Origin of the sequence: Streptomyces thermoalcalitolerans (genome assembly GCF_039525155.1) — a bacterium.
Taxonomy (GTDB): Bacteria; Actinomycetota; Actinomycetes; order Streptomycetales; family Streptomycetaceae; genus Streptomyces; species Streptomyces thermovulgaris.
This window is the reverse complement of the sequence record NZ_BAAAHG010000002.1, coordinates 213,441-234,326: the sequence shown is the minus strand read 5'-3', so window position 1 is coordinate 234,326 and position 20,886 is coordinate 213,441. Positions and strand designations below refer to the sequence as shown.

The following is a 20,886-nucleotide window of genomic DNA, read 5'->3' as shown; positions in this document are numbered from 1 at the left end:
CCGACAGTGGAGGCAGACCGCGTCACGGAAGGAGGCGTCACCCGGTGTCCCTGTTCTGGCGGATCTTCGGGCTCAATGCCGTGGTGCTGGGGTCGGCCACCGCACTGCTGCTGTGGGCTCCGGTGACCGTCTCGGTGCCGGTGCTGCTGACCGAGGCGGTCATTCTGGTGGGCGGTCTGGCCGTCATGCTGGTCGCCAACGCCGCTCTGCTGCGGTGGGGACTGGCCCCGCTGGACCGGCTGACGAAGCTGATGACCACGGTGGATCTGCTGCGTCCCGGTCAGCGGCTGCCGGTGCCCCACGGCGGTGAGGTCGCCGAGCTGATCCGCACGTTCAACGCGATGCTCGACCGGCTGGAGCACGAGCGGGCCACCAGCAGCGCGCGGGCGCTGCTCGCCCAGGAGGCCGAGCGGCGCCGTATCGCGCAGGAACTGCACGACGAGGTGGGCCAGGGCATGACCGCGATCCTGCTGGCGCTCAAGCGGGCCGCGGACGAGGCCCCGCCGCCGTTGCGCGACGAGCTGCTGCAGGTGCAGGAGATCACCCGGGGCAGCCTGGACGAGGTCCGCCGACTGGTGCGCCGGCTGCGGCCGGGAGTCCTGGACGACCTCGGTCTGGTCTCCGCACTGACCTCGCTGACCAGCGAATTCGCCACCCACACCGGGCTGCGGGTGATACGGCGCTTCGACCCCGATCTGCCCCCTCTGGAGCCGGAGACCGAGCTTGTCCTCTACCGTGTCGCACAGGAGAGCCTGACCAACGCGGCCCGGCACGCCGACGCCGAACAGGTCGAGGTCAGCCTGCGGCGCGTCGACGGTGCCGTGGAGCTGGCCATCGTCGACGACGGGCGCGGCATCAGGGCCGCGCGCGAAGGCGCCGGTATCCGCGGTATGCGTGAGCGGGCCCTGCTCATCGGGGCCGGCCTCGACATCGCCCCCGCTCCCGCGGCCGGAACCCAGGTCCGGCTGACCGCGCCCGTCCCCAGGAAGCAGCTCTGAAGATGCCCGACCCGACCAAGATCCGCATCCTGCTCGCCGACGACCACGCCCTGGTGCGGCGGGGAGTGCGGCTGATCCTCGACCAGGAGCCGGACCTGGAGGTGGTCGCCGAGGCCGGTGACGGCGCGGAGGCCATCGAGATGGCCCGTGCCCATGACGTGGACCTCGCGGTGCTGGACATCGCGATGCCCCGCATGACGGGTCTGCAGGCCGCGCGCGAGCTGGCCTCGCTCAAGCCGGACCTGCGGCTGCTGATGCTCACGATGCACGACAACGAGCAGTACTTCTTCCAGGCGCTGAAGGCCGGGGCCAGCGGATATGTGCTGAAGTCCGTCGCCGACCAGGACCTGGTCGCCGCCTGCCGGGCCGCGATGCGCGACGAGCCGTTCCTCTACCCTGGGGCGGTGACCGCGCTGATCCGCAACTATCTCGACCGGGTCCGCCAGGGCGAGGAGACCCCGGACCAGATCCTGACCCCCCGGGAGGAGGAGGTCCTGAAGCTGGTGGCGGAAGGGCACTCCTCGAAGGAAATCGCCGAGATTCTTTTCATCAGCGTCAAGACTGTGCAGCGACATCGTGCGAACCTGTTGCACAAACTCGGGTTGCGTGATCGTCTCGATCTCACCCGCTACGCCATCCGTGCCGGTCTGATCGAACCCTGACCGTGCCCCATGACCATCTGCGGTCCCGGCCGTCCGCTCCCCGGCCAGGACCCCGGGCCCGATGCCCGCATCCACAGGAAGGGGAACGCTGGGTGCCTCACGCTCCACGCACCGCTCCCGGCCATCCCCTGGCCTTCCTGAGCGCGGTCCTTCTCACCTTCTTCGCCTTTTTCACCGGCGGCTCGTCCCCGTACCCCACGGCGGCAGCATCCGCCCCCCACGGCGACACGAAAGACCCGTCCGCGCACGCCGGCCGGCCCCTCGCGGCACCTCCCGTCCCCCGCCCCCAGCGGCTCCCCGGCCCCGCGGACGACGACGCCGACCGGGATCCTCCCGACGGTGCTCCCCGGTCCGCCGACCGGTCCGGCGACCGGTCCGACGAGCAGTACAGGACCGTGTGCTCCACGCAGAGCGGAACGCGGCAGGAGGCGCACGGCGAGCGGCCGCCCCCGCACACGCAGTCGGCGACGGCCGCGCGGGAGGCGGCGCCGGCCGCACCCCCGGGCAGGCGCGTGGCGGCGGTGTCCGGGTACGTGCCGTGCCCGGTGGGGCACGTGCTCCGGGTCGGCGGACGGGCACCGCCCGGTGGCCCCGGCGTCTGATCCTTTCGTTCCGTTCGCCGTTCCTACCGCCGTGACCGCTGCCGTGACCGTGCCGGTCGTGGTCGCGGTGTGCCTGCCGGAGGCCTTTGTTGATTCGTTCAAACAAGGTGAGGGCGCTGTTCGCCCTCATCGTGATCGCGCTATCCGTCTATATCACCGTCACCGTTCCGGTCCGTCTCGGACTCGACCTGCGGGGCGGTACCCAGATCGTCCTGGAAACCAAGTCCACGTCGGCCGTCAAGGCCGACAGCGCGGCCACCGACCGCACCCTGGAAGTGCTCCGCGGCCGGGTCGACGCGCTCGGTGTGGCCGAACCGTCCCTCGTCCGCTCGGGCAGCAACCGGATCATCGTCGAGCTGCCCGGCGTCCAGGACCCCAAGAAGGCAGCCGACGTGCTCGGCCGCACCGCCCAGCTGACCTTCCACCAGGTGCTCGGCGTGGCCGACCCCAAGGCGAAGCCCGTCAAGCCCACGCCGGGGGAGTCGAAGGAACTCGTGCTCCCCGACGAGTCGGGGCAGAAGCTGCGCCTGCAGAAGGCCGCCCTGACCGGTAAGGACGTCAAGGGCGCCGACGCCCTCTTCGACCAGGAGAGGGGCGCCGGCTGGTACGTCACCATCGACTTCAACAAGGCCGGCAGCCGGGGATGGGCCAAGCTGACCGGTGAGGCCGCCTGCAAGTCGCTGGGCGACCCCATGCGCCGTGTGGCCATCGTGCTCGACGACCGGATCATCTCCTCGCCGCAGGTCGACGCGCAGGTCTCGTGCGGGGTGGGCATCACCGGCGGCTCCACACAGATCACCGGCTCCTTCACCGACGCCGAGGCCCGCGAGCTGGCCCTGCTGATCAGCGGTGGTGCCCTGCCCGTGCCGGTCGAGACCGTCCAGCAGAACACCGTCGGCCCGACCCTGGGCGCCGCCGCCATCAGGGCGACCGCCTGGGCCGCGGTGATCGGCACCGCGCTGACCGCGCTGTTCATCATCGCCGTCTACCGGCTCACCGGCTTCCTCGCGACCGTGGCCCTGGCCTGCTACGGCCTGATCTCCTACGCCGCCCTGGCCGGCCTCGGCGCCACCCTGACCCTGCCGGGTCTGGCCGGTTTCGTGCTGGCGATCGGTATGGCCGTGGACGCCAATGTGCTCGTCTTCGAACGAGCACGCGAGGAATACGCCAGCATGCACCGGCCCAGCGCACGCTCGGCCCTCACCGCCGGCTTCCGCAACGCCTTCAGCGCGATCGCCGACTCCAACATCACCACGCTGATCGCGGCCGGACTGCTGTTCTTCCTGTCCACCGGTCCGGTGCGGGGCTTCGCCGTCACCCTCGCCATCGGTGTCATCGCCTCCATGATCAGCGCTCTGGTGATCACCCGTGTGCTCGCCGACTTCGCCGTGTCCCGCCGGTCGGTGCGCCGCCGGCCGCAGCTCACGGGTCTGGCGAGCACCGGACGGGTGCGCGACTTCCTCGTGAACCGCAACCCGCAGCTGATGAAGCACCCGCGCCGCTGGCTGGCGGCCTCCGCGATCGCGCTCGTGCTCGCCGGCACGGGCATCGCGGTCCGGGGCCTGAACTTCGGCCTGGAGTTCACCGGCGGCCGGCTGATCGAGTACAGCACCAGCACCACCGTCAGCCCCGACCGGGCCCGCAGCGCCCTCGCCGACGCCGGCTTCCCCGGCGCGGTCGTGCAGGCCTCCGGTGACAAGGAACTGACCGTACGCACCGAGCAGCTGACCTACGACGAGGCGAGCAGGATCACCGAAACCATCGACTCCCTCGGCGGCACGGCGGAGAAGATCCGCGACGAGCAGATCGGCCCGAGCATCGGTGAGGAGCTGCGCCGCAACGCCCTCATCGCCCTCTCCGTGGCCCTCGGCGCCCAGCTGCTGTACCTCGCCGCCCGCTTCCGCTTCGTGTTCGGCACCGCGGCGGTCGGCGCACTGGCGCACGACGTGATCATCCTTCTCGGTGCCTTCGCCTGGCTGGGCAAGCCCATCGACGCCGTGTTCCTGGCGGCTCTGCTCACCGTCATCGGTTACTCGGTCAACGACTCGGTCGTCGTCTTCGACCGCGTCCGGGAGCTGATCCAGCGGAACCGCAAGAAACCCCTGTCCGAGGTCAGCAACACCGCGATCCTGCAGACCCTGCCCCGCACCGTGAACACGGGTATGGGCGCCCTGCTGATCCTCGCCGCCCTGGCGGTGCTCGGCGGCGACTCGCTGACCGACTTCGCGCTCGCGCTGCTCATCGGCATCGCGGTCGGCACCTACTCCTCGGTGTTCACCGCCACCCCGCTCGCCATCGAGTTCAGCAAGCGCGGCGGGGCCTCTCCGCACCGCCCGCAGCGCCGCAAGCCGGCTCGCCGGTCCGCACCGGCCGCGCAGGTCTGATACGGCCGATCCGGTGGGCGGTGCACCCCGCCGCCCACCGGAAATGGGTGCTGCGCCCGATGGCCGGGATGCGCGCGCCGGGTCACTCTGGAAGATCCAGGAGGGGGGCCGCACACCGTTGCGGCCCCCCTCACCGGCTCTTGCCAGAAGGGACCGTATCGCCGATGTCGTTGGAGACCACCCGCAGTGACTCCGCGGCCGAGCGCATGAGCGCGCACGAGGCCCGGCAGCGCCTGGAGCACGAACGCGACTCCCGCCTCGAACAGTTGCGGGCCATCGAGGAGAGCGCCAACGGCGGCCAGGAGGCCGACGACCTCCTGAAGGCGCAGAAGAGCGCCCTGCAGCGGGCGCTGAAGGAGATCGAGGCCGCCTTCGAACGGCTGGACAACGGTTCGTACGGAACCTGCGAGAGATGCTCCAAGCCCATCCCCGTGGAACGGCTGGAGATCCTGCCGTACGCCCGCTGCTGCGTACCCTGCCAGCAGCGCACCGGCTAGGGGGTGTCGTTTGGATCATGCCGCAGGTCGCGGGGTTCGGCACGCCCATCTGCGGCGTTGTCGTCACTCGCCGACGCTCCGCGTCGGCTCCCTCCTCCGCCTTGCATCTGCACGCACCGAACCCCGCTCACCTCGGACATCAGGCACCGCTCACCGGAGTCGGCCTGATCCAAACGACACCCCCTAGACCGGCGCCTTCTCCCTGCTCTCCCCTTCTCCCTCTTCTCTCCCTCTTCGCTTTCTCCCTCTCCCCCGGCAGCGCCGCGTGCACGTGCCCTGCCCTTCCTCAGGGCTGCCCTTCCTCAAGGGCCGGCCCTTCCTCAGGGGGCCCTTCCTCAGGGGGAGGGGGAGTGACCCCCGGAAGCAGGGAAGCGACCCCCGCCGGCGGGAGGAGGAGCGGGCTTCCGCGAGCGCCCCGTGAACCGGGTCCGGTGACAAGTGCCGCCCCCCCGTTCCGGACGGCCGCTCTCACCCGATCGGCCGAGACCGTGCGCCTGTGTCGGTGCGGCCGTCGGTACGGCCGTCGGCAGCACGGGGCCTCGGCCGCTGTCCCGGGTACGCCGGCGGACTCACCGGCCGCCGCCGGCCGTCCGGTACGCGTGACCGGCCGCCCGGCGGAACGGACCGGAAGGGCCGGAAGAACCGCAAGGGCCGCAAGGACCGCAAGGAACCACCGGCGCGGAAGGTCACGGTTCCGCCCGCCCCCGGTCCGCCCCGGCCGGGCCCTGGCCGGTGAAGCTCGCGAAGTACGCCGCCGCCATGTCCTTCTCCCCGTGCCCCTGGGCGGCGGCACGGGCGAAGCGTTCGGCGTTCGCGGCGGCCACGTCGAGACGGACGCCGTGGCACTCGCCGGCCCGGAGGATCAGCCGGGCGTCCTTCTCCGCGGTGGTCACCGCGAAGCTCGGCGGGAGGAACCGGTCCTCGAGAATGACGCCCGCCTTGGCGTGCAGGTAGCCCATGTCGAGCGGGCCCCCCGCGACGAGGTCGAGGAAAGCCCGCGGGTCCACGCCCAGCCCTTCGGCCAGGGCCAGCGTCTCACCGACCGCGGCGGTGACCGCGACGACCCAGCTGTTGGCCACCAGCTTCAGCCGTGTGGCGGTGCCCGCCGCGGCATCCTCGCCGGTCCACACCGTACGCGTGCCGACCGCCTCGAACACCGGCGTCACCGTCTGCCGGCCCTCGACCGGCCCCGCCGCCAGCACGGTCAGCTGCCCGGCCTCGGCCGGCTGCCTGGTGCCCAGCACGGGAGCGTCGTAGAAGACCACGCCGTGCTCGTCGGCGAGGGCGGCCAGTTCGGCGACCGACTCCACCCCCACCGTGGTCGACTGTGCCCATACGGCGCCCCGGCGCAGCGCGGGGGCGGCCTCGCGCATGACGTCCAGGACCGTGCCGCCGTCGTAGAGCATCGTCAGGACCGCGTCGGCCCCGCGCACCGCCTCAAGGGGACTTCCGGCGACCTCGGCGCCGTCGGAGGCCAGCGGCTCGGCCTTGTCCCGGGTGCGGTTCCAGACACGGACGGTGTGTCCGGCGCGCACGAGGTTGCGGGCCATCGCCGCGCCCATGATCCCGGTGCCCAGAACGGCCACGGCAAGCGTGTCGGTCATGTCTCCACCTCCTGGTCGGCGCCGACGGTGCGGCGGGGGTGCGCGGGGCCGGGCCCGGCACCCGCACGGGCGGCGTACGGGTGCGGGTACCCGCTCCCGGCCGTTCTCCGAAGGAATGCTCAAGGAATACTCTCCGAAAGGCCGTTCTCCGAAGGAGCGGAACCGGCCAGTCCGGACGCCGATCTGACCGGGCGTCACCGAAGGCGCCACCGTCACGTGAGCGGCGTCACACCCCTCGGCGGCAAGTTTTTACCGAATCAAAAGATTCTTTACGCTTCCCCGTACGTATCTGTCGGTGTCCGAACCGCCTGTTGGGCGGGAACCTTGACCGCGCAGGAGGCATGGTGCGTTTTTCGCGGAACGCGGCGGGAACTCTCTTCGTGGGTGGTGCCCTCAGCATGACCCTTGCCGCGCTCGCCTACCCGAGCATGCTCGGTCTGAACAAGGTCACCACCGACGAGGGCCGGGTCATCGCCCAGACGCAGTGGGGACCGCTGACGGAGGCGGACCGGGACTTCGTGGTCAAGGTGCGTGCGGCCGGACTGTGGGAGTACCCCCTGGGTCAGATGGCCATAGAGAAGGGGACGACCCCGGAGGTCGTCAACGCGGGTGAGCACCTGGTCGACGGTCACGCCGCGCTGGACGCCAGCTGCCGCAAGATCGCCACCTTGCTGAACATCCCGCTGCCGAACGCGGCGAGCCCGCAGCAGGAGGGCTTCGTCACCACGATCTCGAGCAAGAGCGGCAAGGACTTCGACTCCGAGCTGGTCAACACCATGCGCATGACGCATGGCTCGATCTTCAACACCGTCGCGAAGATCCGCTCCACGACCAAGAACACCCTGATCCGCCAGCTCGCCAACCAGGCCAACGAGATCGTCCTGGACCACATCACGGTTCTGGAGGACACCGGGCTGGTCAACTTCGAGCAGACGCTGCACATGCAGACGGCCCCGCCGAAGCTGCCCGCGGAGGATGTCACCCCGCCGCCCCCGTCCGGCCGTCAGCCCCAGGTCGTGCTCACCCCGCCGCCGACCGCCACGTCGAGCCCGCTGGTACTTCCCGGCGAGTCGAACCCCGCCCCGAAGTCCCCCGACCCGAAGCAGGCCCCCGACCCGCAGCAGTCGGCCGGCCCGCAGGTGGGGTGAGACGCGGAGCATCGGGTTCCCCTTGTGCCACGGGTACGGCGGAGCAGCAACTCGGTTCAGTGGAACCGAAGTTGACATGCTCCGACCGTACCCATGACCATGAGCGCACACTGTGGCGCGTGTGACCGACGGGCCCTGTGTACTTCCTCTGTCCTTCACGGGCCCTGACCTGGTCCGTGCCGCAGTCCTGCGACCAGTCACTCCTGTGCACAGAACGGTTCACCCTGTGCACGAGCACGATGGGATCCCCATGTCCATAGCCAGACGTGTCACCGCCGGCCGCCTGTGGGGAACGGGCGCCGCGACACTCCTCCTGTGTGCCGCCTCCGTCGCCGGTGCCTCCGGTGCCTGGGCCCAGAGCGCACCCGGCGGTGACGGCTGGGAGAACGGCGGCAGCTACCGGCCCGGCACGGGCGCGGGCAAGGTCACCGAGAGCGACCGCTGCCAGTTCTCGCTGGACGGCGAGAACTTCTCCGACGCCGTCAAGGTCGACGACCAGAGCCTGCGGCCCGATCAGGACGGCAAGGTCCACATCAAGGTCCGTACCGCCCGCGACGCCACGACCTGCACCGCCTCCCTGGCCTCCTACCTCGCCCACGGCCCGTCCTTCGCCACCTCCGGCGAGCAGGTGTTCGTCGACTTCGACACGGTGACGGTCAAGCAGGGCCAGACCGACTCCCTCGACATCGCCGTGCCGGACGCCGGCTGCTTCGCACAGATCGACCTGTACCGCGGGGCGGTCAAGTTCGACGGCAAGCTGGACGCGAACGACGGCTTCGAGCACGGCGAGCTGCCCAAGGGCCCGGACCGCCCGGTCATCAAGGACAAGCTGATCGCGGCCTGGAACGGCGGCACCAAGGACTGCACGGCCGCCGAGCCCGAGCCCGAGGCCCCGTCCACCCCGCCGTCCTCGGCCTCCGCCGAGCCGTCGGCCCCGGCCGAGCCGTCCGCCCCGGCCGAGGACACGACGTCGCCGGCCGGCGAGACTCCCGCCGAGTCGCAGAGCCCGTCGTCGGACTCGAGCGGCAGCCCGGCCCCGTCGGCCTCCGAGTCCACCGCCGCCCCGGCCCCGTCCCCGAACGGCGGCGGCGGCGACCTGGCGGAGACCGGTGGCGGCAGCAACACCGGCCTGATCGCCGGCGGTGCCGCGATGCTGCTGGCCGGCGGCGCGGCGATCGTGTTCGCCACGCGGCGCCGGACGGCGACCCGCTCCTCGTAAGGACGGTCCCGCAGGACGTACGGAGCAGCACGCACGGGGCTGCCCAAGCAGACGGCGGCTCGGCCCGCCGCACGGTGCTCGGGCAGCCCTGTCGCCTTCTCGGGGACGCCCCGGCGCACCCGGCCTCCGGGGCGCCGGGCCGGGTGCGCCGCCGCCCGGATCCGGATGCCAGGACCGCCCCGCGCCTCGACGGGACGGACGCCCCCGCGCACGGTTCCCCCGGCACCGCTCACCCGGACGGACCGGCGCGCTGGTGGACAAGGCGGCCGGGTGGTGCGGTGAAGAGTGACCAAAGAGTGAACAGGGTGCACAAAGCCGGCACTCGACCCTCGGGAGGCTCCGTATGCTCCGTCCCCCGGCTCGTGTCCTGCTCGCCCCGGTCCTGACCGTGGTCGCCCTGCTGACCGCGGCGGCCTGCGCCCCCGGGCAAGCCGGCCGGGTCACCGAGGCCGCCGCCTCCCCGTCGGCGGCCCGCCCGAGCGCACCGGCCTTCGCGTCCCCGGCCTCCGCGCTCACCCAGGAGCAGGCGCAGAAGGCCCTGCTCACCGAGGCCGACCTGGGTCCGGCGTGGGGCCCCACCCAGGGGGCGGCGACCTGGCGGGACGGCGTGCTCAAGGCGTGGACCGAGATGCCCGAGTGCCAACGTCTGCTGGAGGCTCTCTACACCGACGAACCGCTCGGCGCCCCCTCGGGAGCGCACGCGGTGGTCGCCTTCGACGACCGCTACGGCGAGGCCCAGCTGCGCCACCAGGTGCTCGCACTGCGCGCCGAGGACGTGGACCGCGCCCTGGCCTGGCTCGGCACCCTGCCGCGGACCTGCCCCCGCTTCACGGCGACGACCACCCGGTCCGGCGTCCAGAACGTCCAGGTCATGGACCTCGCCCTGCCGGACGTCGGCGACGCCCGGCAGGGCCTGCGGGTGACGTTCACCGGCGTCTCGGCCGCCCTCACCGTCGATGTGGCCGTCGTACGCCTCGGCGACGACGCCGTCGTCCTCACCACCGGCACCCTCGGCACCCCGCCGGAGGACACCGCCGAGTCCCTCCGCCGGGGCGTGGACCGTCTCATGGAGGTCCGCAACCAGGAACGGCTCCAGGCCTGAGGAACCGGCGGGCGGCTCCCGTCACGGCATCAGTCGCGGTCGAGCCTGGTCCTGTGCGTGATCACCTCGTGGGCCACGGCGAGTGCGGTACGGCCCTGGGCGAAGGCGGAGGCGCGCAACCGTGCCAGCGCCTCCTCGGCGCCCACTCCGAGGTGGGCCATGATCATGCCGATGGCCTGGTAGATCTCGTCCTGGTCCGTGGTGAGCCCGCTCAGCCAGGACGTTCCTCCTGCGCTCTCGCCGTCCTCCTCGTGGGGCAGGGACATCAGGGCCAGGGTCATCAGATCGGCCAGGTGCCGGGCGGTGTGCAGCTCCTCCCTGGTGAGCTCGTGGGGGACGTCGCCGTACAGGTCGAACATGCCCACGCAGACGGCGTCGTCGCCGAGCGGAAAGGAGTACACCGCCCGGACTCCGGCCTCGGCCGCCTGCTGGGCGAACACCGGCCAGCGCCGGGCGTCGCGGCCCGTGGTCAGGTCGAAGGCCAGGACGGGCGCGCCGATCTCCGCGGCGTACAGCGACGGCCCGTCGCCCAGGGTGGCCTGGATCTCGGCCATCCGGGCGGCCGCGTCGTCACTGGCGCTCATCCGTACGGGCATGCCGTTGCCGCGCAGCGAGACGCTCGCACCGGTCACCGGCAGCAGCTCGACCGCGACCACGCACAGCCGGTGCGGGACCTCGGCGGGCGCCTCGCCCCTGATGCCCTCGGCGATCGCGTCGACGGCGTTCACCGGGGCATGCGCGCGGTTCCGCTCCGAGGCCACCTCGATCCCGTGGTTCCTCCCGTGACGGTGAAGGCGGCGATCCCGGAAACAGCCGTCTTCCGGGCCGCGCCGGCCGGGTTCGTCGCCCGGGGCGCCGAGGCCGCCGTCCCTGAGCCGCACGGCCACCGCCTCCTCATCCCACTCGGCACCCCATCGGCGCGGTCATCGTCCTCCGCGGTTCCCGGGAGCAGAGGTGCGCCCGCCGTACGAGGAGCCGTCTCACCGCGGGCCACCTGCCCGGACCGGCCCGTCGGGTACCCGCGCCCCTCCCCCGAAAACCCACGGGAGCACCAGGTGCTCGCCCACCGTCACAGCGGCGGCTGGGCCGGGGCCGGGCCCAGGGTGGTCGTGCCGGGGGCCGTACGGTGGCCGAGGCCCGTGCGGTAGGCGTCCAGGGCCGCCTCCACACGGCCGGTGCGGCGGAGCAGATCGCCGAGGAGGCGGCACAGATCGGCGAGGTCACCGGCCGCGCCCGCGCGTTCCAGCAGGCTCAGCGCACGCACATAGTGCTCCTCGGCGGCCTCCGTGTCGCGGGCGTCCTCCGCGATGATGCCGAGCAGCCGGTGCGCGGCGGCGGCGTGGACGGCGCCCCGCTCGGAGGAGAGGTCCCCGAGGACCTGCCGGAGCAGTCCGGCGGCCTCCTCCGACTTGCCGCGCCGGTGCAGGACGTCGGCCAGCTCGACCGCGACCTGACTGGTGTAGAGCGCGGCGCGCTTGGCCGACAGCATGGTCTGCGCGATCCGCAACTCCTCCTCCGCGCGCTCCAGTTCGCCGTTCTGCGCACAGACGTAGCCGCGCATCCAGTGGCAGTTGGCGAGTTCGGTGCGCAGGTGCAGCTGCCGGTAGAGCTCGGCCGCCTTGGCGAGCGAGGCGTCGGCCTCGGCGATGCGTCCCTCGGCGAGCAGGGTGCGGGCCACCGACCGGTGCATCCGGGCCACCAGCGCCGGGTCGCCCGCCTGCGGGGCGAGCGCGAGGGCGAACTCGGCCGCCTGGGCGGCCCGCGCGTGCGCCCCCATGTCCATGTACGGCCCGATGACGCTCGCGTACAGCAGGAGCAGGGCGTCCGGGTCGTGCAGTCCGCCCCGGTTGAGCTCGTCGAGGGTGGACTCGAACAGGTAGACGGCGTACCGCAGTTCGCCCGCCAGGTAGTGGGCGACGGCCCGGCCGCGCAGCGCGGGCACCCGGGCGGGCAGCGGCGCCTCGGCGAGGATCTGCTCGGAGCGCTCGAAGAACCGCCGGCCGCTCTCCAGCTCGCCGGTCTCCAGGGCGCACTCGCCGAGCCCGAGCAGGGCCTCGGCCTGGAGATCGGTGAGCTCGTGCTTCTCGGCCTCGGCGAGCAGCCGGGCGTACTGCTCGGCCGCCTTCCTGGCCTCCCCGGTGGCCAGGGTGCGCTGCGCCTCGGTCAGTCCGAGCCGCAGATCGGTGGCGAGACGGGCGGGGCGTCCGGTGGCGAGTTCCTCGTAGGTGACCCCGAGCCGCTCGGCGATGTGCCTCAGCGCCTCGTCGGAGGGACGGACCCGGCCCGCCTCAAGGGTGGAGATATAGGCAGGGGTGTACGCCGGTTCCGCCAACTGCCTCTGGGTCAGGCCTCGTTCGCGTCGTAAGCGCTGTACTCTGCGCCCGATGGTCTCCGGGTCGTCCCGTTTCGCCATGCACTTCATCATGCCAGCCGGCCCGCTGGTGACGAGGGGTGCGCGTCGCCCGGGAACCGGCACCGGATCTTCCGCCCATGAGGGATCAACTCACCTCGGCGCTCTTCCCGTTGAGCCGTTCGACCCCCTAGTTTGGGACATGCGTTAAGCGTGCTTAATTCATCGCTGTCGTTGCGAGGTCGGTTGCCGTGCTCGGACGTACTGTCGCGCGCCAAGGGGTCGGATTCCTCTCCGCACGTCTCGTCAGGGGACTCGGCGCAGCCGTCATAGCCGTGGCGGGCCTCATCGCGGCGGCCAACGCGGGCCCGGCGCAGACCCCCGACCCGGTACCGGCCCAGGAGGTCGCCCAGAGCGACTGAGAACCACGGGACGACACCGGGAGCCGCTGGACGGAGAAGTCCGAAGCCGGTGCGTGCGGAAGGCAAAAGACGCGTCGGCCCGTCGGCGGCGACCGGCCTCGCCCTCCCTCCCGCCTGCGCCGCACGTGAAGGCCGGCGGCTCTCCGGCCCTCCGGCGGAACCGCGTCGACAAAGCCGCCCACCGCTCACCCTTCGGACCGCTCACCCTTCGGGCCGGTCACCGTTCCCGGGGACGACGCGGCGACGGGCGGCCACCCGCTCATGGCCGACCTCCTTCCCGCTGCCCGCACACGCACCGGAACCGGCGCCTCCCACACGCTTTCCCGCAGGACGTCACTCGAACTGCCGCACGACGTCACTCGAACGACCGTGCGCGATTGCTCCGCCCTGACGATCAATGCAGCGTGAGGCCGAGTGCGCGCCCGTCCCCGCGGGGAGCCGGCCGCTCGCTCTCGTGCCCGGGACCCTTCGGTGCCCGCGCCTCCCCGACCGAGGAGGAAGCCGTCCATGAGTTCCGCACAGCCCCTTCGCCTCCGAAGACTGCGGAAGAGCGCGATTGCCGGTGCGGCAGCCGCTCTGCTGCTCTCGGCCGGCGCCGTCGACGCAGGCGCCGCCCAGCAGGCGCCCTTCGGCGGCGCGTCCGTCGCCGCCGACGCGGTCGACGCCTACGTCTACGGCTATCCGCTGGTTCTGATGCAGGCCACCAAGCAGCTCTCCACCAATGTCACCCGCCCGGACTCCGCCACCATCCAGGCACCGGTGAACCAGTTCGCCAAGGCGGAGAGCATTCCCGGACCCCAGTCCACCACGGTGGTCTCGCCCAACGTGGACACCCTCTACACCTCGGCCTGGCTGGACCTGAAGGACGAGCCGGTGGTCCTGCACCTGCCGGACACCCACGGCCGGTACTACCTGATGCCGATCCTCGACGCGTGGACGAACGTCATCGCCTCACCGGGCAAGCGCACCACGGGCACCACGGCCGGTGACTTCGCGATCACCGGCCCCGACTGGCACGGCACACTCCCCGCCGGGGTGAAGCAGATCAAGTCCCCGACCAACACGGCCTGGATCCTGGGCCGTACCCAGCTCAACGGCCCCTCCGACCTTCCCGCGGTCCGTGACCTGGTGGCCCGGTACACCCTCAAGCCGCTCAGTGCCTACGGCCGCTCCTACGAGCCGCCTCCCGGACGGGTCGACCCGGCCGTGCCCGCCATGTCGCCGCCGGACCGCGTCAACCGGATGGACGCCCGGACGTTCTTCTCCCAGCTCGCCTCCGCCATGGCGGACAACCCGCCCAGCCCCGCGGACGCCCCCATGGTCGCCACCCTGGCCAGGCTCGGCATCAGCCCCGGCAAACCGTTCGACATCGACGCCAAGGGCCCGGCCACCGCCCAGGCGCTGCGGCAGGCCGTCAGCGCGGGCCGGCAGCGGATCCGGCAAGCCGTCTCCACCATCGGGAAGGACGTCAACGGCTGGCGCGTCGCGCTCGATCTCGGCCGCTACGGCACCGACTACCTGCGCCGGGCCGCCACGGCCTGGCAGGGCCTGGGCGCCAACCTGCCCCAGGACGCGGTGTACCCCTTGGTCCTGACCGACAGCGAGGGCCGGCAGCTGAACGGCGCGCACCGGTACACCCTCCGCTTCGCCCCGGGCAGCACTCCGCCCGCCAACGCCTTCTGGTCCGTCACGATGTACGACCAGAAAGGCTTCCTGGTGCCCAACTCCCTCAACCGGTACGCGATCGGCCACGCGGTCGAGCCCAGGGCCAACAGCGACGGATCGGTGGAGATCTACATCCAGCACGACCCGCCGCCCTCCGACAAGCAGTCCAACTGGCTGCCCGCGCCCACCGGCCGGTTCAACATGATCCTCCGCATGTACTGGCCCCAGCAGGCCGTCCTGAACGGCACATGGTCCCCGCCCCCGGTCACCATGGCCGGCTGAGCACAGAACACGGAACACACAGCACAGAACACGGAACGAGGTCCGGGTGACGCCGCCGGTCCGTGACCGCCTCGCGGGCCGGCGGCCTTCGGGCACTCACCCGCGCAGTGCGGGGACAAGCACCGGCGGTGACGCGGGTCCCGTGTCCCCGGCTCAGTGCGGCAGTGCCCGCCGCAGTGCCCTGTCCAGCCGGCGGGCCAGCTCCGCGTCGCCGGCCGGATCACCGGCGAGCAGGTCGTCCAGCTGCGCGGTGAGGGTCTGGGTGAAGGCCCCGTAGAACGGGGTGCGGGGACGGGAGACCGCCCGTTGCAGGGCGGGGAGCAGGATGGTGCGGGCGTAGCCGGGCCGGCCGGCCCTGTCCCGGGGCATGTGGTCGGTGCGCTCGTCGGTGGACGACGCCGGCGGTGCGCCCTTGGCGGCGGGCACCGCCGTGCACCGGACCCGGTCGTCCTGGTACGCCGAGACGCGCGTCGCGGCGAATCCCGCGTCCAGCAGACACCGTTCGCTCTGGGGACTGGTCAGGAATGCGATCAGCTCGGTCGCCTTCCGGGCCCGCTGCGAGGACCGGGTCACCGCCAGGTTCTGCCCGCCGAGCACCGCCCGGCCGGGCAGCGGGGCCACCCCGAGCTGCCGGGGGGTGAAGGTCTGGTGGAGCGTGCCGTAGGCGTACGGCCAGTGCCGCAGGAAGGCCGTGCGGCCGTCCGCGAAGTCGCTGAGCGAGGCGGCCTCGTCGGAGCTCGTGGCACGGCCCAGGAGATACGGCGAGTCGGTGCGGCGCCGCAGCTCGGCGATGCCGTCGGTCAGCTCCCGCAGACCGGCGGTGTAGCGGCCGGAGGAGTCGGTGAGCGTGAAGTCCTTCGTCGCCGAGGCGAAGGCCTCGACGGCGTTGACCGTGCGTCCCTCGTAGGCGGCGAGCTGGGTGGTCCACAGCTTCTCGTACCCCCGGGGCGGACGGCTGTCCAGGATGTCGCGGAATTCGCGCAGCCGCTGCCAGGTGACGTCGGTGCCGAGGTCGGTCTGCTGCACTCCCGCCTCGCGCAGATGGTCGCGCCGGTAGTAGAGCAGCCCCACGTCGCTGTTGAACGGCACCGCGTGGACCCGGCCCTTCCAGCGGGCCGTGCCGGCCACCGACGCGATGACGTCGCCGTCGACCAGGTGGTCGGGCAGCGGCCGGATCAGCCCCGCCTCGGCGAACTCCGGCACCCAGGTCACGTCCAGGTTGACCACGTCGTAGTCGGCGCTGCCCGACTGCAGGGCGCCCAGGAGCTGGCTGCGCTGCTCGTCGGCCGAGCCCGGCAGCTCCACCAGCCGGGCCCGGTAGACGGAGTTCTGTTTCTGCTGCTGCCGGTTCCAGGCGTCGATGAGCTGCCGGCGGATGCCGTTCTTGCCGGTCACGTCCCGGCCGCTGGCCACCACGATCGTGCCGGGCACATCGGGGGGAGCCGGCTCCGGCTCCGGCGGGCCACCGGTGCAGGCGGTGGCCGTCAGCAGCAGCGGCAGCACCAGCAGACGTGCGAGCGCCGCCGCCGGTCCTCGGGCCATCACTCCTCCTTCATCCCCACCCGTGCGACCTCGTCGTACAGGCCCCTGCCGAGGTCCTCGTCCGCGTCCAGGCAGCGGCCACCGCTCGCCTCGGCGATCCGGGCGTCCGGGCGGCCCGGGTCGCAGGAGCCGGCGACCAGCGAGACCATGACCACCGGCACCCTCACCTGCCGTGCCCGGGTCAGCACCTCGTCCAGATTCCTGCCGGTCAGCCGGTTGTTGTCCTCGTCGTCGGTGATGTGGACGATCAGCCGCGGCCGTTCGTCGTCGGCACCGCGGCCGGCCATGTCGTCGAGCGCGGCGAGCAGGGCCGCGTGCGGGTCGGCCTCGGCGTCCCGCACCCCCGCCCCGGCCTCGACGACCCGTGCGGCCTCGGCGCGGCGATGGTGTCCGAAGGGCAGCAGGACCTCGTACGGCCGGGCGCCCAAGGTGCCGTACACCGCCCACACCCCGTACTCGTCCCGTGTGCCGAGCCCGCCCAGGGACTGGCTCAGGACGCCGGGGCCACCGCCGGGCCCGTCCCACCCCCGGGCCCCCTCCTGGTCCATCGAGCTGGAGCTGTCGAGGAGGTACAGGACCCGGCCGGGTCCCCGGGCTCTGCGGTACTGCTCGAGCGCCGACTCCACCGACGTCCGCTCGGCGGGGGCCGGCAGCGGGCGGGGGAGACGCAGCACGCCCGTGCCGACGTGCTCGTCGTCGAGCAGCGGATAGCCGAATTCCGTCGCGTGCCGAAAGCCCGCCTCGCCGAACACGGCCCGGCCCTTTGTGCCGGTCAGCCAGGTGCGGAACCGCTGGACGGCGGCGTCGCGCGCCGCCGCGTCCCGGTCGCCGTCCTGCCAGCGGACCCGGACGAAGGTGGGCACCAGCGCCGGTACGTCACCGGGGTACTCGGCGGTGCGCGGCACCCGTGTGTTCCGGGCGCAGTCCACCCCGCTCTTGAGCAGGAACTCCGGGACGAGCACGGCGGTGCGGGCGTCCGCGGCCCGGTCGGCCGGCAGGGTGCAGAGCAGTTCCGCCGCGGTCGGCGAGAGCCGCCCGGCGGGACGCACGCTCTGCTCGGCGGTCCGCGGATCGGCGGTGCCGCTGTACAGGCCGACGGTCGCCAGCAGGGCGGAGTCGGTGAACTCGGGGTCGGGACGCAGCACGCGGGCACCCGGGTCCCTGCGCCGCAGATCCTCGATCAGCCGGGACAGCGGAAGCCCGACGCGCTCCCCCAGGCCCTCCCCCGCGAGGTCCTGAGGGACGGCCAGCACCACCGGGGAGTACGCCAGCGGCTCGCCCTGCTCGAGCACGACGAGGCTGCGGGCGGCCTGGTCGGCGATGACCCGGAACGCCTCGGTGGCCGAGGCGGGGATCCAGACGTCCGGCTGCGGCCCGATGTCCCGCTGCGGATTGAGGTCCTCCGTGGAAGGGTCCTGCCAGGCGTCGGTGTGCCGGCGCAGCGCGGTGACCACACTGCTCATCTTCGCGCTGTAGACCGTGATGCCGGTACGGCGGCAGCCGCGTTCGGTGGTGTTGGCGTCCGAGACGAGATACCGGTCGGCGGCGGCGCGGACCGTCGGCTCCAGTTCGGGATCGGTCAGCAGGCGCAGTTCGAGCGGCGGCGCGCAGGAGTGGTCGTCGCCGGGGCCGATGAGTTGGTAACCGCCGAGTCCGAGGCCGGCGAGCGCGAGCACCAGCAGCGTGCTCACCGCGACCCGGACCCGTCTGCGCAGCCCGCCGAACCAGCGGACGACGGTACCGGCCCGGTCCCGGAGCCGGACGAGGCGGATGCCCGGACCCCGCGGCGGACGGCACGCGTGCGGGCGCGGGCTCCCGTCGTCCTCCGGCACGGCCCCGCCGGACGCGGCGGCCCCCTCCTCCGATCCGGTGTGCGACAGCTGTCCGGAAAGCCGCGCCGGCTCTTCCTCCCGCGCCGTCCCCAGCAGCACGTCCATGCCCGGCTCACCGGCGAACTGCGGCTCCCACGGGTCCTCGAGCGTGGTGACACGGCCCGCCTCGGCCATCGCCCCGCGCACCTGCTCGAAGATCTCGAGAAGCGACAACTCCCCGCCCGAGTCGAGGAGTCGTACGAGCTCTTCGGTGAACGGGGTCGCTCTCGTACCGTCGCCGGAATCGATGAGCCGATTGGCCTGCACGCTCATCAGCAGCAGGATCTTCTGCCGGCCGCCGGTGAAGTCGTGCCACACCTTGGCGGCGTTGCCCGCGTAGCAGCAGTCGAGGATCACCACGATCCGCTCGGCACGGCTCCCGGCGAGCACGGTGAGCACCGCGCTGAACGCGTCCGCGCCCGGGAACACCGCCCGGCCGCCCGCGACCACGCGCGCGTTGCGCATCTGCAGGAACAATTCGTCGCCCGCGCTCGGCACGGCACCGTGTCCCGCGAAGTAGCACAGCAGCAACCCCTCCGCCCGGTGGGCGGCGGTGTGCAGCTCCTCGCTGAACTCGTCCAGGGAGGGCGAGCGGCAGACGGTGATCCCGTCCTCGCCGAACAGTCCGCCGCGCCGCAGTACGTCCTCCAGCCGCTCCAGGTTGTGCCGGACGGCGGGCAGATCGCCGGGGACGCCGTCCGACTCGGCCGGTTTGGTGTGGTCGTACTCCGAGACACCGACCAGCAGGGCCCGGTTCACCCGCCCGCGCGGGTCGAAACGGCCGTCCACGGGACTATTCCTCGTCGCGGTGCACCGGATCGACGCGGGCCTCGGGCGCGTGTCCGGGCTCCACCCGGCGGTGGTTCTCCAGCCAGGCTTCCACGGCCCGTCTGGTCTGGGTCAGCAGCTCCCCGGCCAGGGCCTGGGCGCCCGCGCCGATCAGCACCAGCAGAATCTCCATGCCGGCGCCCATGTGGCCGGGCGGTCCGTCCGAACGCGGCCGCTCCAGAATCCGCAGCCGTCCGTCGCGGACGAGTTCCTCCAGCGGTCTCTCCCGCTCCAGCCACGCCTTCAGCGCGCCGATGTCCTTGTTGCTCGCGTTTCCGTCCAGCCGGACCCGGATGTCGGGGCCGACCACGCTGTCCCCCTCAGCCATAACGCGCCATTCTGGCATCACGGCAAGCACACACGGGAGGGTGTATATCGGCCATACACCACCTTCCGTGCGCCGTGTCCCACACCCCGCGCGCGCCGCACACCTCGCGAGCACCGTGGGCGCTGTATGGGTCGTGGGCGCTGTATGGGTCGTGGGCGCTGTATGGGTCGTGGATGCTCAAGCGCCATGGGCGCTGTCAGTCCTGCGCCTGCAACTGCCGCAGATGCTGCCGCACATGGTCCAGCGCACCCCGGCGCCGGCCGGGCACCCGCTCGCGCAGCTCCGCGAGCACCGGCCCGAGTTCGCGGGCCGTCCCGGGATCGGTGATCCGTCCCCACTGGTGGTGCGCCCGGTCGACGGCGGCCTCGACCTCCGGGGCGTCGGCGGGCTGTCCCATGGCCAGACGGGTGGCGGCCACGGTCAGCCAGGTCCGGCAGCTGCGGACCGCGTCGCCGGCGAACATCGCCAGGTCCGCGCGGACCTCGGCCCAGTGCAGCGCCTCCTCGGAGGCGGCTCCCCAGGCGCGTACGGCGGCCTGCTCCCAGCGGGCGGCGAGCGCGTCGGCGTCGCCGTGCCGCCCGGCCCGGACACAGGCCGTGATGGCCGCGTGCGGGTCGGCCGGCGCCGACTGGGGGGCGGTGAACACGAGCCCGGGCCCGACGCCCTCGTCGGCCAGCCGCGCCAGCGCCTGCTGGTGCAGCTCCTGAAGGGGCGGCCGGCGGCCGCTGCGCAGAATCGTCGCCACCGCCCTCATGTACGCCGGTGTCGCCACCGTGCGCCGGGCGGGCGGCGGTGCGAGACGGCCGTACACGGCAATGTTGCGGCCCGAGTCCAGGGGGTGGCGCCGCAGCAGGTCCCAGCTCTCCGCGTCCGCGTGCAGATCGGCCACGATCGTGGTCGTGCCGTCCGGGCGCAGCCGCAGCTCCTCGCGCAGCCAGTGCCAGGGCAGCCCCGTGTAGCGGACGGTCGCCGGGGTGGTGCGGGCCAGCGCCAGGTGGGGCAGGCGCTGACGGCGGTCCAGCTGGAGCTGGCCGGTGACGAACACGGTCAGCGGGCCGGGGGCCGCCGCGACGGCGCGCAGCCGGGTGAGCACGGTCTGCGGCTGGACCGGGTCGGCGAGTTCGACGACGGTCGCGCTGTCCGTGCCGGACAGCACCGAGGGCGGTACGGCGGCCAGCACGGGAAGCACGGACGCCGCGTCCACCAGGCGCCCTCTGCCCACAGGCGCGGCCGCGAGCAGCAGCACGGTTCCGAACATCGTCCCCCCGCGTCGGTGATCCGGTCGCCTGTGTCCACACACGGTAGGCACACGGTAACGGCTTCATCGAGTTGCCAGGGCCTCTTCTCCGGTGTGCTCTGGTAGGCGAGAGACAAGGGTGGGG

General features: G+C 72.6%; 17 protein-coding genes. 10 read left to right on the top strand and 7 right to left on the bottom strand.

Translation table 11 applies throughout. The features are described 5' to 3' along the window. Positions 1–44 precede the first annotated feature (44 nt). The 5 genes from ABD224_RS02450 (at position 45) to ABD224_RS02430 (ending at position 5,143) form a co-directional block, all read left to right on the top strand. Complete coding sequence (locus ABD224_RS02450; RefSeq protein ID WP_344046159.1) at positions 45–998, top strand: HAMP domain-containing sensor histidine kinase; 954 nt, start codon at positions 45–47, stop codon at positions 996–998. A 2-nt stretch (positions 999–1,000) separates the two neighbouring features. Beyond that, positions 1,001–1,660: a response regulator gene (locus ABD224_RS02445; protein WP_344046157.1), complete on the top strand. Its 660-nt coding sequence runs from the start codon at positions 1,001–1,003 to the stop codon at positions 1,658–1,660. A gap of 92 nt (positions 1,661–1,752) precedes the next feature. Beyond that, a complete protein-coding gene (locus tag ABD224_RS02440; RefSeq protein WP_344046155.1) occupies positions 1,753–2,262 on the top strand; it encodes a hypothetical protein in 510 nt (169 codons plus the stop codon). An 89-nt stretch (positions 2,263–2,351) separates the two neighbouring features. Next, entirely contained in the window at positions 2,352–4,646 is a 2,295-nt protein-coding gene (gene secD, locus ABD224_RS02435) for a protein translocase subunit SecD (protein WP_344046153.1), read from the top strand. A 164-nt stretch (positions 4,647–4,810) separates the two neighbouring features. After that, a complete protein-coding gene (locus ABD224_RS02430; RefSeq protein ID WP_344046151.1) occupies positions 4,811–5,143 on the top strand; it encodes a TraR/DksA family transcriptional regulator in 333 nt (110 codons plus the stop codon). A gap of 686 nt (positions 5,144–5,829) precedes the next feature. On the opposite strand, the gene ABD224_RS02425 is transcribed toward ABD224_RS02430, so the two are convergent. Then, positions 5,830–6,747, bottom strand: coding sequence for an NAD(P)-dependent oxidoreductase (locus tag ABD224_RS02425; RefSeq protein ID WP_344046149.1), 918 nt, complete (start codon positions 6,745–6,747; stop codon positions 5,830–5,832). A gap of 398 nt (positions 6,748–7,145) precedes the next feature. Between ABD224_RS02425 and ABD224_RS02420 the strand changes: the two genes are divergently transcribed. From ABD224_RS02420 to ABD224_RS02410, 3 genes are all read left to right on the top strand, one after another. Next, a complete protein-coding gene (locus ABD224_RS02420; RefSeq protein ID WP_344046147.1) occupies positions 7,146–7,895 on the top strand; it encodes a DUF4142 domain-containing protein in 750 nt (249 codons plus the stop codon). 250 nt (positions 7,896–8,145) lie between these two features. Further along, complete coding sequence (locus tag ABD224_RS02415; RefSeq protein WP_344046145.1) at positions 8,146–9,114, top strand: LAETG motif-containing sortase-dependent surface protein; 969 nt, start codon at positions 8,146–8,148, stop codon at positions 9,112–9,114. Positions 9,115–9,457: 343 nt separating this feature from the next. Continuing rightward, entirely contained in the window at positions 9,458–10,216 is a 759-nt protein-coding gene (locus tag ABD224_RS02410; RefSeq protein WP_344046143.1) for a hypothetical protein, read from the top strand. A gap of 29 nt (positions 10,217–10,245) precedes the next feature. Here ABD224_RS02410 and ABD224_RS02405 read toward each other — a convergent pair whose 3' ends face one another. Together ABD224_RS02405 and ABD224_RS02400 are read right to left on the bottom strand one after the other, a co-directional pair. After that, positions 10,246–10,977 carry a GAF and ANTAR domain-containing protein gene (locus ABD224_RS02405; RefSeq protein ID WP_344046141.1) on the bottom strand — a complete coding sequence of 244 codons (732 nt, stop codon included), beginning with the start codon at positions 10,975–10,977 and terminating at the stop codon, positions 10,246–10,248. Between the two features lie 308 nt (positions 10,978–11,285). Then, positions 11,286–12,629: a helix-turn-helix domain-containing protein gene (locus ABD224_RS02400; RefSeq protein WP_344046139.1), complete on the bottom strand. Its 1,344-nt coding sequence runs from the start codon at positions 12,627–12,629 to the stop codon at positions 11,286–11,288. 188 nt (positions 12,630–12,817) lie between these two features. Between ABD224_RS02400 and ABD224_RS02395 the strand changes: the two genes are divergently transcribed. Both ABD224_RS02395 and ABD224_RS02390 read left to right on the top strand, forming a co-directional pair. Continuing rightward, complete coding sequence (locus tag ABD224_RS02395) at positions 12,818–12,988, top strand: hypothetical protein (protein ID WP_344046137.1); 171 nt, start codon at positions 12,818–12,820, stop codon at positions 12,986–12,988. Positions 12,989–13,495: 507 nt separating this feature from the next. Then, entirely contained in the window at positions 13,496–14,935 is a 1,440-nt protein-coding gene (locus tag ABD224_RS02390; RefSeq protein ID WP_344046135.1) for a DUF1254 domain-containing protein, read from the top strand. Between the two features lie 153 nt (positions 14,936–15,088). Here ABD224_RS02390 and ABD224_RS02385 read toward each other — a convergent pair whose 3' ends face one another. The 4 genes from ABD224_RS02385 to ABD224_RS02370 form a co-directional block, all read right to left on the bottom strand. Further along, complete coding sequence (locus tag ABD224_RS02385) at positions 15,089–16,477, bottom strand: extracellular solute-binding protein (protein ID WP_344046133.1); 1,389 nt, start codon at positions 16,475–16,477, stop codon at positions 15,089–15,091. Next, on the bottom strand, positions 16,477–19,137 hold the full coding sequence (locus tag ABD224_RS02380; RefSeq protein ID WP_344046131.1) for a vWA domain-containing protein: 2,661 nt from the start codon (positions 19,135–19,137) through the stop codon (positions 16,477–16,479). Before ABD224_RS02380 ends, ABD224_RS02385 begins: the two co-directional genes overlap by 1 nt. 4 nt (positions 19,138–19,141) lie before the next feature. Beyond that, a complete protein-coding gene (locus ABD224_RS02375; RefSeq protein WP_344046129.1) occupies positions 19,142–19,504 on the bottom strand; it encodes an effector-associated constant component EACC1 in 363 nt (120 codons plus the stop codon). Positions 19,505–19,700: 196 nt separating this feature from the next. Then, positions 19,701–20,762 carry a serine/threonine-protein kinase gene (locus tag ABD224_RS02370; protein ID WP_344046127.1) on the bottom strand — a complete coding sequence of 354 codons (1,062 nt, stop codon included), beginning with the start codon at positions 20,760–20,762 and terminating at the stop codon, positions 19,701–19,703. Between the last annotated feature and the right edge of the window lie 124 nt (positions 20,763–20,886).

What these genes read in the sequence shown, in the direction of transcription:
- ABD224_RS02430 (WP_344046151.1), top strand. Translation starts at nt 4,811, where the DNA reads ATGTCGTTGGAGACCACCCGCAGTGACTCCGCGGCCGAGCGCATGAGC.
- ABD224_RS02370 (WP_344046127.1), bottom strand. Translation starts at nt 20,762, where the DNA reads ATGTTCGGAACCGTGCTGCTGCTCGCGGCCGCGCCTGTGGGCAGAGGG.
- ABD224_RS02425 (WP_344046149.1), bottom strand. Translation starts at nt 6,747, where the DNA reads ATGACCGACACGCTTGCCGTGGCCGTTCTGGGCACCGGGATCATGGGC.
- ABD224_RS02445 (WP_344046157.1), top strand. Translation starts at nt 1,001, where the DNA reads ATGCCCGACCCGACCAAGATCCGCATCCTGCTCGCCGACGACCACGCC.
- ABD224_RS02375 (WP_344046129.1), bottom strand. Translation starts at nt 19,504, where the DNA reads ATGGCTGAGGGGGACAGCGTGGTCGGCCCCGACATCCGGGTCCGGCTG.
- ABD224_RS02385 (WP_344046133.1), bottom strand. Translation starts at nt 16,477, where the DNA reads ATGGCCCGAGGACCGGCGGCGGCGCTCGCACGTCTGCTGGTGCTGCCG.
- ABD224_RS02415 (WP_344046145.1), top strand. Translation starts at nt 8,146, where the DNA reads ATGTCCATAGCCAGACGTGTCACCGCCGGCCGCCTGTGGGGAACGGGC.
- ABD224_RS02390 (WP_344046135.1), top strand. Translation starts at nt 13,496, where the DNA reads ATGAGTTCCGCACAGCCCCTTCGCCTCCGAAGACTGCGGAAGAGCGCG.
- ABD224_RS02420 (WP_344046147.1), top strand. Translation starts at nt 7,146, where the DNA reads ATGACCCTTGCCGCGCTCGCCTACCCGAGCATGCTCGGTCTGAACAAG.
- ABD224_RS02410 (WP_344046143.1), top strand. Translation starts at nt 9,458, where the DNA reads ATGCTCCGTCCCCCGGCTCGTGTCCTGCTCGCCCCGGTCCTGACCGTG.
- ABD224_RS02400 (WP_344046139.1), bottom strand. Translation starts at nt 12,629, where the DNA reads ATGGCGAAACGGGACGACCCGGAGACCATCGGGCGCAGAGTACAGCGC.